Source organism: Clostridium sp. AF34-13 (assembly GCF_003477845.1).
In the GTDB taxonomy this organism is placed as follows: Bacteria; Bacillota; Clostridia; order Lachnospirales; family Lachnospiraceae; genus Butyribacter; species Butyribacter intestini.
Map to the genome: position 1 here is coordinate 37,146 of NZ_QUEB01000002.1, position 13,723 is coordinate 50,868.

The 13,723-nt window shown below is 38.8% G+C and carries 15 protein-coding genes, 1 pseudogene and 1 riboswitch; of the genes and pseudogenes, 1 reads left to right on the plus strand and 15 read right to left on the minus strand.

The features are described from left to right. Positions 1–7: 7 nt before the first annotated feature. From DWZ63_RS01995 to DWZ63_RS02015, 5 genes are all read right to left on the minus strand, one after another. The gene (locus tag DWZ63_RS01995; protein WP_082440631.1) at positions 8–928 is read right to left on the minus strand and encodes a BsuBI/PstI family type II restriction endonuclease; all 921 of its coding nucleotides are present in this window, start codon (positions 926–928) and stop codon (positions 8–10) included. After that, a complete protein-coding gene (locus DWZ63_RS02000; RefSeq protein ID WP_055942316.1) occupies positions 921–2,408 on the minus strand; it encodes a class I SAM-dependent methyltransferase in 1,488 nt (495 codons plus the stop codon). The genes DWZ63_RS01995 and DWZ63_RS02000 overlap by 8 nt, the downstream gene beginning before the upstream one ends. A 164-nt stretch (positions 2,409–2,572) precedes the next feature. Then, the gene (locus DWZ63_RS02005; RefSeq protein WP_118498508.1) at positions 2,573–3,139 is read right to left on the minus strand and encodes an RNA-guided endonuclease TnpB family protein; all 567 of its coding nucleotides are present in this window, start codon (positions 3,137–3,139) and stop codon (positions 2,573–2,575) included. A gap of 117 nt (positions 3,140–3,256) precedes the next feature. Further along, positions 3,257–4,048 carry a methyltransferase domain-containing protein gene (locus tag DWZ63_RS02010; protein ID WP_055942319.1) on the minus strand — a complete coding sequence of 264 codons (792 nt, stop codon included), beginning with the start codon at positions 4,046–4,048 and terminating at the stop codon, positions 3,257–3,259. 574 nt (positions 4,049–4,622) lie between these two features. Continuing rightward, a complete protein-coding gene (locus DWZ63_RS02015; RefSeq protein WP_118498510.1) occupies positions 4,623–5,477 on the minus strand; it encodes a carbon-nitrogen hydrolase family protein in 855 nt (284 codons plus the stop codon). Between the two features lie 338 nt (positions 5,478–5,815). Between DWZ63_RS02015 and DWZ63_RS02020 the strand changes: the two genes are divergently transcribed. Next, a complete protein-coding gene (locus tag DWZ63_RS02020) occupies positions 5,816–6,052 on the plus strand; it encodes a DUF6061 family protein (protein WP_055057071.1) in 237 nt (78 codons plus the stop codon). Positions 6,053–6,254: 202 nt separating this feature from the next. Here DWZ63_RS02020 and DWZ63_RS02025 read toward each other — a convergent pair whose 3' ends face one another. From DWZ63_RS02025 to DWZ63_RS02070, 10 genes and pseudogenes are all read right to left on the minus strand, one after another. After that, on the minus strand, positions 6,255–7,031 hold the full coding sequence (locus tag DWZ63_RS02025; protein ID WP_072522433.1) for a protein-ADP-ribose hydrolase: 777 nt from the start codon (positions 7,029–7,031) through the stop codon (positions 6,255–6,257). Then, a complete protein-coding gene (locus DWZ63_RS02030; protein ID WP_072522434.1) occupies positions 7,028–7,972 on the minus strand; it encodes a Sir2 silent information regulator family NAD-dependent deacetylase in 945 nt (314 codons plus the stop codon). The genes DWZ63_RS02025 and DWZ63_RS02030 overlap by 4 nt, the downstream gene beginning before the upstream one ends. Next, positions 7,969–8,583 (minus strand): 4Fe-4S binding protein, encoded by a 615-nt coding sequence (locus DWZ63_RS02035; protein WP_118498512.1) that lies wholly within the window; start codon positions 8,581–8,583, stop codon positions 7,969–7,971. The genes DWZ63_RS02030 and DWZ63_RS02035 overlap by 4 nt, the downstream gene beginning before the upstream one ends. Beyond that, positions 8,580–9,203 carry an ECF transporter S component gene (locus DWZ63_RS02040; RefSeq protein ID WP_117495880.1) on the minus strand — a complete coding sequence of 208 codons (624 nt, stop codon included), beginning with the start codon at positions 9,201–9,203 and terminating at the stop codon, positions 8,580–8,582. Before DWZ63_RS02040 ends, DWZ63_RS02035 begins: the two co-directional genes overlap by 4 nt. A 74-nt stretch (positions 9,204–9,277) precedes the next feature. Beyond that, a riboswitch (FMN riboswitch) is annotated at positions 9,278–9,389 on the minus strand. Positions 9,390–9,409: 20 nt separating this feature from the next. Continuing rightward, positions 9,410–9,805: a pyridoxamine 5'-phosphate oxidase family protein gene (locus tag DWZ63_RS02045; RefSeq protein ID WP_118498514.1), complete on the minus strand. Its 396-nt coding sequence runs from the start codon at positions 9,803–9,805 to the stop codon at positions 9,410–9,412. A 211-nt stretch (positions 9,806–10,016) separates the two neighbouring features. Next, the gene (locus DWZ63_RS02050; RefSeq protein ID WP_009243644.1) at positions 10,017–10,451 is read right to left on the minus strand and encodes an Rrf2 family transcriptional regulator; all 435 of its coding nucleotides are present in this window, start codon (positions 10,449–10,451) and stop codon (positions 10,017–10,019) included. Positions 10,452–10,604: 153 nt separating this feature from the next. Further along, a pseudogene (locus tag DWZ63_RS02055) lies at positions 10,605–11,309 on the minus strand (DUF6040 family protein). Beyond that, a complete protein-coding gene (locus tag DWZ63_RS02060) occupies positions 11,293–13,014 on the minus strand; it encodes a MobA/MobL family protein (protein WP_118498516.1) in 1,722 nt (573 codons plus the stop codon). The pseudogene DWZ63_RS02055 and the gene DWZ63_RS02060 overlap by 17 nt, the downstream one beginning before the upstream one ends. Next, positions 12,990–13,343, minus strand: a complete 354-nt coding sequence (locus DWZ63_RS16185; protein WP_118498518.1) for a hypothetical protein — start codon at positions 13,341–13,343, stop codon at positions 12,990–12,992. Before DWZ63_RS16185 ends, DWZ63_RS02060 begins: the two co-directional genes overlap by 25 nt. Continuing rightward, entirely contained in the window at positions 13,343–13,624 is a 282-nt protein-coding gene (locus DWZ63_RS02070) for a DUF3847 domain-containing protein (RefSeq protein ID WP_021399977.1), read from the minus strand. Before DWZ63_RS02070 ends, DWZ63_RS16185 begins: the two co-directional genes overlap by 1 nt. Between the last annotated feature and the right edge of the window lie 99 nt (positions 13,625–13,723).

The window sequence follows — 13,723 nt, forward strand, 5'->3', positions numbered from 1 at the left end:
CTCCATTCTATCTCGGTCCCATAAACCTGTCCCCATTCAAATGTATCATATGCTCCGGCATTTCAGCAATCCAGACTTCTGTCTCCCATGCAAGTTCCTCTGCAAACTTTTTATATGTCTTAAAGTCTAAAAATGCTGTTACAAATATCTTTCCAGCCGTAACATCTTTGGTCATTTCTTCAATTTCCAATATGCGCTTCGGATCCATCGGACCGACTGATGTTACCGATTCCACAAAATAAATCCAGTCCTTATCTTCCCTGTACAGCACAACATCCGGCATCTTATCATGTAGTGTAATTTCAAAACCCAACTCTTTCAGCTTTTCTACATTCTTTACCAGATTTTTTTCTATTGTATCTCCAACATATAGGCATTCAGAATTTGGAGCGAATCTCGGTGCGAATTCCTCAATAATAGCTTTTTGCAGTTCATTATGCTTACCTGTAGAGAATTTAAAACTTTCACCATTTATATTTACCGGCATCATTGTCATCTTCTTTTTAGAAGCATACAAATCAATTAACTTCTCATGGTAGCAAAGAAATCGTTTTATATATTCCTTCCACTTTGGAGTTCCCATAGTTCTTAGTATTTGCACTGTTTCTTCTGTCAATCTGTACCGATAATTCGGGCTATTAGTTGCTTTTCCATTATCCTCTATCAAAGCAGCGGTCCGAAATCTATGCAGCGCCTGTTTTCTAAATGTCTCTCTGCTGTTTTCCGCATAGCCCATGTCATAAAATGTATTGACAAACTGAATAATATCATGAATACGAATCCATTCATTTGTTGCTTCACTCCATGACATATCTGGTTTTACTCCTGCCATTGCCAGTATCACATAACAACATATATCCGCTTGCTGTGCCTTAGGCATACCTATTGTTTTCAGAAATTCCCTTGTTTTTTCTATCTTATTATCCACAGTACCCCTCCAATATCAAATTGCAATTTGCCTCTGAATAGTCTCTACTTTTAAGCACTTTTCTTCCCATTTCCTGAATATCTTCTAAATCCGGCACAGGCATTGCATTGATCTCTGTTGAATTAACCTGCGTAGATCCGTTCAAAATGCGATAATATTCATCGTAAAGCGTTGAATTAAACAATACATACAACCCATACACCAGGCATTCTGACATTTCCGTTAATACACCATCCACAAAATTAATTTTGTTCTGCGTACTTATCTTTTTATATTGTGGAAATCTTTTTGCCAGGTACACTCCACACTGTAATCTTCGAGGTTCTTCCTTTGCCGTAAATCGTTTCACAAACAGATAATTCTTGTTATCCTGCATCAATCCCTTTTGTTCTGTCACCACATATTCATGTTCTTTCTGTATTGGGAACTCTACCTTTCCCTGTTTTATATGTTGCGAATAAAATAAAGGAATCGCTCCTTCTTCTTCCTCGTCCCGCAGAATTTCACGATTACGGAAATCCACCGTTAACCCTGTTTTCATTTTTACTCCAATTGCAGGCAACGTTTTATCAAATTTATGAAGTTTTCTCAAAACCTCTACTTCGTTTTCATCTGTCACAAGATAAACATAATAATCCTCACCAGCTACAACCAAATCATACGGGACTGTCAATGAAGTAATTTCGCCAAAGTCACTATTTGATTGCGAAGATGTAATGGTAACAGTTTCTGGCGTTTTAACCGTTTTTCTCACCTTAATAATAATCGTTTCCTGCAATACACTCTCTTTGTCAAATACCTTACTACGGCTAACAAAAAGATGAATATGTTCCAGTTTACCTGCTGTCAGGAAATACTCTCTAAAGCGTTTAAAATATGCTCCGGATGTCCATGATCGAGGAATAATATATACCATTTCCCCATCCTCACATAAATTAAACAGTCCCATAGAAGCAAAAATAAAATACAAATTCGGTGCCCCGTAGCATACCTCCGGCATTGCTGTTGCTTCTGGAGCATCTTTAGGGATTTTCATATATGGCGGATTGCCAATTACAAAATCATATTTCCTAGGGTTATCATTTCCGCCTATCATATGATTAAAATCAAGATACTGACTAAGGATATAATTGTATTCAATTATATTAATGACTATCTTTTTTCCAGATTTTTCCTTGCAGTATTCCAAATTTCGCTTTAACAATGGTAATACGTTATTATCATTCTCATAACAGGTAAGTTCAATTTTCTGAATGGAATCTATCATTTCCAATCTTTCAATAAAGGCACATGATAATATGCCTGAACCTGCTCCTGCATCGAGTACGCTTACCTTACTCTTCTTTTCATCAATATTATATAAGCCAGCCATAAAACGGGCAGTCTCCATACTTGTAAAAAACTGTCCATACTTTTTACGCTCTTTCTTCGGCATACTTTCTACATATTCGTTTGTAAGCTCTATAATTTTTTCCAGCATATTCCACCTACCTACAAGCCTTTTATTTCTTGCTATTATACTATAACTCAGCCCTGTTGTGAACTACCAATTGTCTTAAGCCAATGGGCTTCCTGCTTCATCGACCTCGTAACCTATTATCTCCACAGGCGTTAATTTGGGCAGTCCCTGCCCTATATATTTCTTTATGCTATTTGTCTTAATCCTTCTGTCAGTATATTTTTCTCGGCATTGATATTCCTGTCATGTTCTGCTCCGCATTTCGGACATATACATGTCCTCACTGACAAATCTTTTGTATCTGGATTCTGATACCCGCAAACAGAACATAATTGACTACTAGCATAAAATGTATCTATTTTGATGTATTTCCTGCCATTCCATTTTGCCTTATACTCTAACTGTCTTGTCAGCTCATACCATGATACATCACTTATGGCTTTTGCCAGATGATGATTTTTTACCATGTTTTTTATCTGTAAATTCTCTGAAACTATCACTTGGTTTTCGCTGATAATCTCATGTGAAACTTTATGTAGATAATCTTTTCTTATATTCCTTATTTTCTCATGGCATAATGCTATCTTTTTCTTTGTTTTATAATAGTTCTTACTTCTCTTTCCTTTATGTGACAGTTGCCTTTGTAGCTTTACAAGCTGTTTCTCGTATTTTTTTATAATTTTTAGATTCTCATATACCTTTCCATCGGAAGTAATACATAAATCTTTAATTCCTAAATCGGGACTTGACAGCCTCTACTTTCGCAATCATTTCCTTCTACAAAGGAATCAACACAATTTTTACATCCAATTCTTTTTTAACTTTTTTCGCTGTTGCATACAATCAAATTTTTCTTTTTGCACAACCTTTTATATTTTTTCCAAATCCAAAATAGAAACATAATGCAAAATATCAAATTCTTCCGGCAGTGATTGCATATATTTCCAATGTTCCTGCTCCCATTTCTGAATCTCACTTTCCTTCAGTCCACTCGCTCCAATTCCTCGACAAGCTTTCATCCTTCCATGCCATGCTTCTCTTGTAAAATGTACTGGCAAATCATATGTTAGCATATTTGCAGCCTTAAACATGCCTTCGCACCAAGGTGGCTCCTGCAATTCATATCTTGTCATTCTTCCACCAGTCCATGCAGGATTATATTTCAAAACAAGATTTTCGCTTGTTTTGGCAATCTCACTCTCTTCTGGTAGCCATGCCATAAATAAAATTGAAAAATGACCATAATCCTTTAAAATATGATGAAGTTTAGGCAAAACAACCGATTTATCAAAATACATAAAACATTGACACGCTGTAACCACATCAAATGTTCTGTCTGGAAAATCAATCTCTTCTGCTGATGCAACAATATAATCAATGTCCATCCCTGCGCTTTTGCTGAGTTTCCCCGCATATAAAATTTGATTTTCTGAGATATCTGCCCCTGTCCATTTTGCTCCGTAGGAATACATATTTCTTGGAATCACACCCGTTCCTGTTCCTAAATCCAGTACATTTTGTCCCTTTACTCCTAACGATAATTCCGCTAGTTTTGCATAAAATTCTTTAGGATAAATATCACGGTACTTTGCATAGTCTTCAGAAGTTTTTCCCCAGTCAAATGCTTTCCCATGATCAATATTCTTATTGATTATTTCCATGATATTTGGCCTCCCATGTAAAACCTAACTTTGCTGTAACATTTTAATTTTATTATACTCAACCACTCTCTTCTACTGCAATATATTTATGGTTAATATCTCTTACAGCCAGTAAGGAATTATCCATCTTGTTACTTATACTATATAATAATAGAATAACCGAATATCTTCTCTCTTCCACAAATCTGATTTGTACATATTCTATCACACATTCATCTTTCCCACAATCACTTATCTTTCACTCCTCCACTAAGGAAACTAATCTTCGGACACTATATCTTGTCCTTTCCACTCTCTTATCAAACACCATCTGGTATAACACAGATTACTTTTCTCAATGCACCTTTAAAATTTACCTATAAACAGATGCATCCCCCTTATTTATGGTATGGTTCACCGTAACGCCATTTCGGATTTTTGTTCCTCAGCATAATCAGATGCTTTTACATCTAGTGAGGTTTGATTCCTCAATGTGATTTGTTATAGCTTAGCTTTGTAGGGCAATAATCCTCAATGGAATCAAGAAAATTTTGTCCATTGAGGATTACATATACAAACTGGAATTTGAACCATTTTATATATGATTCCTCTCTGATATTATACCATACACTTCTGGGCGTCGATTTTTGCACCCCCATACCTCACGATGACGATACTCTCGCAACATATCTACATCCAATTCAGCCACATATACACCCTCTCCCTCGCCAGCTTCAAATACACATGTATCTCGCGAGTCAGGAAGCTCTTGAAGATATACGACACCATCGAACAGGGTAGAATGTCCATTGCAATCCGGATGAGGGGCCGGATAATTGCATGTGGCTATAGCTAACATATTTTCATATGCTCTTCCCCTGAGTTGTGCGAGACGGTTCAGTTCCATTGGACAGGCATTTGGAACTAGAAGTAGCTCCGCTCCTTTCAACATCATAACTCGAGCACTTTCCGGAAATTCCCGGTCATAGCAAATCATTGATCCGACTTTTATAACTCCTTCTTTCGTATCCAATTCTGTCACAAAGAAACCATCTCCTGCATCCAGAACACTTTCATCATCTTCTTCCCCAAAATTACAAATATGGACTTTTGAATAACAATATTGTATTTTGCCATGTCTGTCGAAAAAGCAAACTGTATTTCTCGGTTTCGGCTCATGTTGCTCCAAAAAAGTGATAGCTATAGCCATATCCAACTCTGCAGCAAGTTCTGCAAACCTTTTCACAAAAGAGCCATACCTAGGAATGGCACATTCCCGTAGGCTTGCCTCTTCATGTGAAAAGACGTATCCGCAGCTCCACATTTCTGGAAAAATTGCAATATCTGCCCCCTTTTCTTTTGCCTGAAAACAAGCCTTGATTCCCTTTTCCATATTTCCTTTCAGACTTCCTGTTGGAAGAAGCTGTAATAATGCAATTGTAAGTTTCATATATTCCTCCATATCATTGTAGAAACCAACTCAATGCTCTGCAAATTCCGATTGAGATTTCACCTGTTTTAAGAGATTTAATAACTGTTATATTTTGTTATTAAATTCTCTGTAAACCCTTGAAAACACTGGATTTGTCGCAGGTGAGCTTTCCCTTATTGTTTCCCTTGTGTTATATCGTCCCGCCAGTGTTTACAAACTCTGATAAGGGAAAATACAAGGGCAAGAAAATCATATAAAACAGTATAACACAAAATAAAAGTGACATGGTGAACTGATTGAAATGCTTCTGATTTTTGTAACTGATGATTTATTGGTCGATAAGGAGATAAGATACGATGAGAACAATATTTGCAGAATATAATCCACAATGCAACAGTATTGATGTTTATACCAGTGCCGGCTATATGCTTCGCATTGACTGCTGGGAAGCTGAGAAGGACTTAAAAACCACGCCTGGATCAGACTGTGCATTAAATACACTTGCTATTGACGAACCACTGGAATATGCAAGATTATATCTTGATGGAAATTTACAGATGTGGGTTGATGCAGAAGATTCACTTGAACTTTAATATTTCCTGTTAAAAATTGAGTAGGAGGCGGTGACTAACCGCCGTCCTCTCAGTGGACAGCCCCCAATTGGTGAACTGTCCACTTTTTTAATAATATTCTCGTTCTTCCCACCATTCTTTCACTTAACATCGGATTCCAATATAAATCACATTCTCAGGCAGTAACAGTACAATAAGATTTATCGGATATTTCAACAGACGTTTATAACAATCCACTGTATATTTTTAAATCTTCATCCTTAAACACATTAAAGATTACCTTTTTTATTCTGCTGTCTTTGTTAAGATACTGCTTTACAGTGTTCGTTGCAATCTCGGCAGCTCGTTGCTGTGGAAAACGGAATACACCTGTAGACAAACAACAGAATGCAATAGATTCCACACCAGTATCAGCTGCAAGCTTTAGGCACTCTGTGTAGCAGTTTGCCAACAGGTCTTCATCTTCTTTTGTGACTTTCCATTGTATAATAGGTCCTACCGTATGAAGAATATATTTTGTCGGAAGATTGTATCCCGATGTTATCTTTGCTTTTCCGGTCTCTTCTTCATGCCCCTGCTTTGCCATAATTTCATGCATTTTCAGACGAAGTTCCATTCCAGCATAAGTATGAATAAAGTTATCAATACAGGCATGCATCGGTGAAAAACAACCAAGCATCTGTGAGTTACACGCATTCACGATCGCATCACATTTCAAAGTGGTAATATCCCCCTGCCAGATATATAATCTCGAATCGGATTTTACAGGTGCAAGCGTGTCAACATCTGTGATTCCACGCTCTATATTTCTTTCTGTAAGATACTCATCCTGTATTTTCAAAAAATCATTACTGATTGGTCTTGGCGGTCTGACATTCATAAGTGAGCGGAGCAGATTTTCCTGCCCCTGCTTATCCGTAGGAATGTTCTGTCTGCCAAACGGTATTTCTTCTTTTAAAAGATACTGAATCAGATATTCTCTTCGCTCATCCTGTGTCATAATACCAGCCCCCTTATATCAGTAATTGCCTTTGCCATATCACCGCCAATACCGATTGCACGTTCCCCGAAGCTTTCCGGAACTACCGCTTCATCCATATTCAGGCGTATCAAACTATAAGACGAGTTCTCCCTCACCATCTTTTCAAAAGGGAAACGTATAATAATCGGCGTATTAAATCCAACTCCAAGTTCCAAAAGAACAACTTTTTTATCTTTATGCTGTTCCAGAAACCCCGCATACCTGTCGGCTGCCTCATGCCACGCTTCATCTTCCACAAAATAATTATCACAACGGAGATTCATAGCCATATTGCCGCCACACACCGGACATTTTGGTACAAGTTCTGATGGAATCAGGCAGTCTCTTCTTGCTTTATCCATTTTACGAAACAGGTCTTTTGCATCGTAAGTCTTTGGATGACAGGCTTTCTGGCACTGGATTTTCCCATAATCTCCCTGTGTTGCAAATATTCTTTTTTCATCGAATCCCGCTTTATAAAACTGATGATCCACATTGGTTGTAAGTACAAAATATTCTTTGTTCTTTACAATATCATAAAGCTCTGTATAAAGCGGCAATGCCGGAGGATCAAAGCGGTTCATCAATGCATGTTTTGACCAGTATCCCCACTTTGCCTCCTCAGACGGATATGGATAAAATCCGGCTGCATACATATCTGTCATGTAGTACTCACCGTATTTTTTTATAAATTCTGCAAAATTGTCTGTAAACCTTTTACCACCATATTGGATTCCCGCAGCTGTCGATGCCCCGGCTCCTGCCCCGATTATAACACAGTCTGTATTTCTTATATTCTTTGCTGCCCTGTCAATCTGGTCTTCATATGCATCCTTTTGGAATACATAATCCCTTGCCGGAGTACTACATAAAAAGTTTCTCCAGTCAGCATGCCCTTTTCTGATTTTCTTAAAAATCATAATGAACCTCTTTTCTCAATACACTGCTTCGGACAAATTTCTGCACATCTTCCGCAATGCAGACAATGATTCTGGTTGATAGTAACCGGAACTGAAGATATATCAATGCATTTTTGCGGACATACAGAGTAACACAGTTTGCATCCAATACATTCTTTTCCAATAAAATACCCTGTCTGAACTGCCTCGGTTTTTCCAATTGTTATAGTATCCCTCACAATATTTGATGGATTGCTGATATCAAAATACTCTCCCTGTGCCTCATACAGCCGAAACACTTCGATTGCGTCTTTCGTATCTCCCGGATAGATTTTCTTCATATATGGATTTTTTTCAAACATAATATCAAGATTCTTTTTTTCGATGTTCTTTATTTTTCCACGCAGAGACACCGCAATTTTGTCTTTTGTTGCGGATATTGCCACATACTGCTGCTCCATTAACTGGTCATAAAATGCTTTTCCCTTTGCTGTAAGGAAATACACACCTTCTTCATCATAGTACATCATATCTATGATTCTTGTCTGAGGATGTCCATCTGAACCTATCGTTGCAACTGTTGTTGAATGAATTTCATCCACCAGAAGTTTAAGATAATCCATTTTTGTCATTTCAAAGTCTCTCCTTTCAGTATCGGTGTAAGTTTTTTATATATCATCATGGCAATTGCTCCAATCACCAAGCCTTTTAAGATATTAAACGGCAATGCATTGAATAGCACAACGTCCAGCTTTGTCTTAATAAATGGCAGAAATTCGCCAAATGATGCAATCAGCTGATCCAACGGCATAAATGTTTCAAACAGTGGAAGTAGTATAAAATAATTTGCAATCGCTGCCGCTATTCCCATAGCCACACTTGAAATAACACATGCCCACTTCGCCATTTTCTTAGTCTTTTTGTATTTGTAAATAAAACCGGCAGCCAGTACATAAGATGCCCCCATCAGGAAATTAGCAAGTTCACCAATTCCTCCTGTTGATGTTGACAGAAGCTGTAATATATTTTTTATCAATTCTATCATCACTCCTGTAACCGGTCCAAACGCAAACGCCCCAATCAGTGCAGGTAAATCTGACAGATCCATTCGTGCAAATGATGGACTCAAAGGAACCGGAAACTCTAAAAATGCCAACACATATGATATAGCTGCCAGTAGAGCTGTCATTGTTATCGTCCTTGTAGAAACTAAATTTTTTCTTGTTTTAATAGTTGCTGTATTGTTACTCATAAATCTCCTTTTTGTGAGATATGCCTAAATTTAAAACAGCCCACAGGACGAGATTCCCTGCGGGACTTGTTTTATCATATCTTCTCTCATCCGGACTTTACCGTCGGTTATGGAATTGCACCATATCAGCTTTTGCTCGCAGACTATACTGCCGGTCAGGAATTACACCTTGCCCCGAAGACTGTAATTTTTTCTGTTAATTATCTTTAAAATTCATAAGGTGGATTTCCAGAGAAATCTGCGATTAAACCATGCGGATTTTCAAGATAGAATACCTCAAAAATAGGATTATCTGCTGTCTGGTACTGTCCCTTAACGATAGGGTTGTTCATGCATCCTTCCTTTACACTCTTGTTGTCCTCAAATACTGCTTTACCATGAAGACGAATCCATGCGTATTCAGGGGAAGATACTGATACTTCTACTTCAGGATTTGCTAACATATCCTTGTAAACATCCTTTGTGTTGTTAGTACAGAACCAAAGCTTTCCGTCCTGCTCAAAACAGAACATGAATGGACGGCATTTTGCCATTCCATCTCTTCCGACGGTTGCTAAATACTGAACCGGGTTTTTCTGTAAAAATTCTACTACTTTCTGCATTTTAAATTACCTCCTTGATATGTTGTAACAACGATTGTTACATCTTGTAGCTATACAATATCATCCGTTTAATGTAATGTCAATAGTTACATCAAATTTTTTGTAACTTTTTTTGTTACAACTCCTTTTGAAGATTTTACATTGATTATGAAAAACGAAAAGGCTCCGGAAATTGTGATGATATAATCACTCATCCGAAGCCTTCTGTAGGCTACTCTTCCTCTGTATACACTGCAATATCTTTTTTCACATCAGCAAGTGTCATTTCTGAAAGTTTTTCCTCCATTGCCTTCTGTACTTCTAACAGTCTCTTATCAAGAACATGGTGAATATTCTTTCCTACCGGACATTTCTGATTGGGATTCTCATGAAAATGAAACAGTTCTTCATCTGGTGCACATTCCACTGCTTTATACACATCAAGGAATGTAATCTGCTCCAATGGTCTGGTAATTGTCACACCGCCTGTCCCTCTTGCAACTTCAATAAGACCAGCAGCCTTTAATTGTTGCAATATTTTACGAACAATCACCGGATTAGTTCCAATGCTTGCTGCCATAAAATCACTAGTCATCTTCTGATCCGAAAATGTATCTATACAGGCAAACATATGGATTGCCATTGTAAATCTGCTTGAAATCTGCATTATAAACACCTCTCTTTGACAGTAATCATATCAAAAAACAGATGTAATTTCAATGGTTACATTGTTGTGAAAACTTAATATAAATACAATCAATAGTCTGCTTTAGAAAAAACAGGAAGATACTTTACAAAATATTCCTGTTTTCTTTTTGTTTTAGTAATATCCTCGTTTCTCCCGCCAGTCTTTCACATAACATCGGATTCCGATATAGACCACGTGCACAAGAAGTAACAGTAGAATAAGGTTCATCGGAATGATTGATTTTATCCATTTTCCGAAGTAGATTGCAATAGCTGTACTCATTATCGCCATCATGATACTGATGATATCCCAGCAATATTTCCGGTAGATTTTCCCCACCTGATAACCAATCCAGACTATCGGTAATCCCGTCATGATGAATAAAATTCCCATAACAATAACTGCGATCAGCCAGTACATAAGCCCGGAAAGGATACGGTTAGGTATTCCGCCACTTAACTGTCCGAAAGAATCTGCCCCTATGACAAACTCCCGAAACAATCTTCCCATTCCTTTTCCTAACACACCGAAAAAGGTGATACAATCGTTAAGGAAAACCGGCGAAAGAATAGCAGTAAACAGTGTTGTTGTTAAGCTTTACCATGCCAGTAGGAACAGGATACTTTCATAACCAATCGTCATATTTTTATATTTCTTTTCTAACCGGCTTTTACGGCTATCGCATTTTTCTTTTGCTTTCCGGTAAGCAGTACGGTCACATTTTTCACATTTCTCATAAGGCACTTTTTTCTCAACAGCTACCTCTACCGTCTTTTGGTGTGTCTGTGCATAAAGTTTTTCCTGCTCTGCTTTTTCATACTTAAATTTCCATGCCACGGCTTCTGCGTCGGCTCTTTTCCTGCTGTCTGTCTCGCTGGTCAATCGTTCCTCTGTTTGCCTTAATCTTGTCCGCAATGCTTCGATATTCTCGGCTCTGTTTTCGCTGTTCAATTTCTCGTTCAAGGTCAGCGATTCGCTTAGCTGCCTGTTTAGTTCCTGGATTGTCTGGTCTTTCTGATCCAGTTCGTCCTGCATCTGTTCGGTCATCAGCAGAAGTTCTTCCACCTGCCCGACGTTCTCTAAGTTTCTGCATTCGCTCATCGATCTCCCTCGCTTTCTCTATCTGCTGTTTAAGGTCAGCAATTCGCTGTTCTGTTTCTGCAATAAGCTGTTCTCGCTGTTCAGCTTCTGTGTTAATTCCTGCCATTGCTGATTCTCGTTTTCCAACTGTTCGATTCTGGTTTTCTGTTGCTCGATCTGTGAGAGCAGTTCTTCTGTATCTGGCAAAAGATTTAGCAGCCTGGATAATTCGCTGTTTAAGCTTTTTAAACTCTGGTTCTGCTCCTGAAAAGACAGAAGCTGCCTGTCCCGTTCCTGCAATTCCTGTACCATCTCTGCCATAAGATTCTGCTGCTCCTCGATCTGGTTTATCATTGTCCCCATCATAGGAATGACTTCCCGGCTTTCTTCTAATGTCATCCAATCGCTCCTTCCATTGTGTCAATGCACCGGATACTTTTCCAAAAGAAATTTGTATTTTATCCAGCAGTGCATTTTGTCTTTTTATGATCTGGTTTTCCTCCACTTTCCATGAAGCGGATGGTGTCTGCCCATTTTGAAATTTCTCATCAATTTTTCTGGCATCCGCGCCCTCATGGATCGTCGGTATCTCTAATTTTCCCTGCCTTGCATAAGAACGGTGGTCAATGTGATTCTCCGTTTTCAAATGTGCATTACAAACGTTTGCCCATTCGCTCCGCCATAGTTCACAATTTTTTTGATTGTTCCATCCGGTAGCATCGGTTAATACACGTTTCCACTGTTTACGGTTCCTTGCACCGATTTTTGGATTACCGTTTTCGTCCAATACCGGGATTCGGATTCCATGACGGTCAGGGTTCTTTTTATCCTGCCACCAGTCCGGATGGGATTCATCCACCACAATATTTCCATTTTCATCTCTGACAAACTCCCAATCCTTGATTTCTTTGTTACCCCATGAGTGGTCTGGATTGAATGGTCGCATCGTCACAAGTAAATGCACATGGGGATTTCCATCTCCTTTATCGTGGATACTCCAGTCCGCACACATTCCCTTATTTACAAAGGTCTTTTGAATATATTCTGTTGTATAATCAATCTGTTCCTGTCTGTTCCATTCTTTCGGAAGTGAGAACTCAAATGACCTGCCGAGTTGTGCATCTGCACTTTTTTCTATCCTCAAAACTTCATTCCATAAACGCTGCTTCTGAAAAGTAAGTTTAAATTTTTTCAGTGCGACTTCTTTGTTATCTGCCCTTTTATATCGGACAGATTTCTGGAACCGTCTGATATTTTCAGCAGGTACATTCAGCCATTCCTGTGGTGCATTTTCACACATCAACAGGCTGGTATAAACAACTTCTCTTTTGGAAGTGTAGTAGCTGATTCTGCCGGTTTCTTCATTTTTCATCACATCACCATTGAGATAGGCAGATGCTGATATGATGGATTTCCCTTTGCTGCGTCCAACAATCTTTACTGTATAATGAAAAATCGCCATGATCCGTTTCCCCCTTTCTGCCGTATCCGGCTTTGATTTCCGGCAGGTAATGTTTTTCCTAAAAGAAAATGGTATCTGCCGGAACGCCCTCTGCGTAAGAGTGCCCTGTGCATAACAGCCTGCATGGAATGCGCCCCTCTGGCGAAGAGTGCCTCCTGCGGCATGAGCAGGTCTGCATGAAATGCCCGCCGACGAAACGAGCCCGGCAAGCGTAAGCGCAGACCGGTTGCCACCTGTGGCAAACTTATACGGACGACCTCTGGTTGTCCATAAGTGCGCCCTTCATGAAAAAGCAATGAAGGGAATGGAAAATCCACTCCCTCCGGCATTACACTTCCTCCGTATTCGCAACTGGCTCTTTCTGCATTGCCTTTGAGAAGAATTTCCCATTTGCTTCCTGCCTTTTTAAGAAGCCGATCAGCTTTGGGATATCATCTTCCTCAATCGCAGAACCCAGCACCGATTCCACCGCACCACCAATCTGGCAGAGCCTGTGTGTCCGCTTTTTGGTTTCCACATCTTTCTGACGTTTCTTCAGTTCCCGTTTCTGTGCTGCATACTGTTTTGCTTTCTCAAGGCTTTCCTGTTCTTTCTTTTCCAACTGGAGCATACGCTCCTCATAACTCTTTGTTTATCTTGCCATAAATATCATCGTCCTTTCATTTTTCTTCCAAACATAAGTTTCCTGTTGTCTGTCAGACGAAGTACA

What these genes read in the sequence shown, in the direction of transcription:
- DWZ63_RS02000 (WP_055942316.1), bottom strand. Translation starts at nt 2,408, where the DNA reads ATGCTGGAAAAAATTATAGAGCTTACAAACGAATATGTAGAAAGTATG.
- DWZ63_RS02010 (WP_055942319.1), bottom strand. Translation starts at nt 4,048, where the DNA reads ATGGAAATAATCAATAAGAATATTGATCATGGGAAAGCATTTGACTGG.
- DWZ63_RS02015 (WP_118498510.1), bottom strand. Translation starts at nt 5,477, where the DNA reads ATGAAACTTACAATTGCATTATTACAGCTTCTTCCAACAGGAAGTCTG.
- DWZ63_RS02020 (WP_055057071.1), top strand. Translation starts at nt 5,816, where the DNA reads ATGAGAACAATATTTGCAGAATATAATCCACAATGCAACAGTATTGAT.
- DWZ63_RS02025 (WP_072522433.1), bottom strand. Translation starts at nt 7,031, where the DNA reads ATGACACAGGATGAGCGAAGAGAATATCTGATTCAGTATCTTTTAAAA.
- DWZ63_RS02030 (WP_072522434.1), bottom strand. Translation starts at nt 7,972, where the DNA reads ATGATTTTTAAGAAAATCAGAAAAGGGCATGCTGACTGGAGAAACTTT.
- DWZ63_RS02035 (WP_118498512.1), bottom strand. Translation starts at nt 8,583, where the DNA reads ATGACAAAAATGGATTATCTTAAACTTCTGGTGGATGAAATTCATTCA.
- DWZ63_RS02040 (WP_117495880.1), bottom strand. Translation starts at nt 9,203, where the DNA reads ATGAGTAACAATACAGCAACTATTAAAACAAGAAAAAATTTAGTTTCT.
- DWZ63_RS02045 (WP_118498514.1), bottom strand. Translation starts at nt 9,805, where the DNA reads ATGCAGAAAGTAGTAGAATTTTTACAGAAAAACCCGGTTCAGTATTTA.
- DWZ63_RS02050 (WP_009243644.1), bottom strand. Translation starts at nt 10,451, where the DNA reads ATGCAGATTTCAAGCAGATTTACAATGGCAATCCATATGTTTGCCTGT.
- DWZ63_RS02060 (WP_118498516.1), bottom strand. Translation starts at nt 13,014, where the DNA reads ATGGCGATTTTTCATTATACAGTAAAGATTGTTGGACGCAGCAAAGGG.
- DWZ63_RS16185 (WP_118498518.1), bottom strand. Translation starts at nt 13,343, where the DNA reads ATGCCGGAGGGAGTGGATTTTCCATTCCCTTCATTGCTTTTTCATGAA.
- DWZ63_RS02070 (WP_021399977.1), bottom strand. Translation starts at nt 13,624, where the DNA reads ATGCTCCAGTTGGAAAAGAAAGAACAGGAAAGCCTTGAGAAAGCAAAA.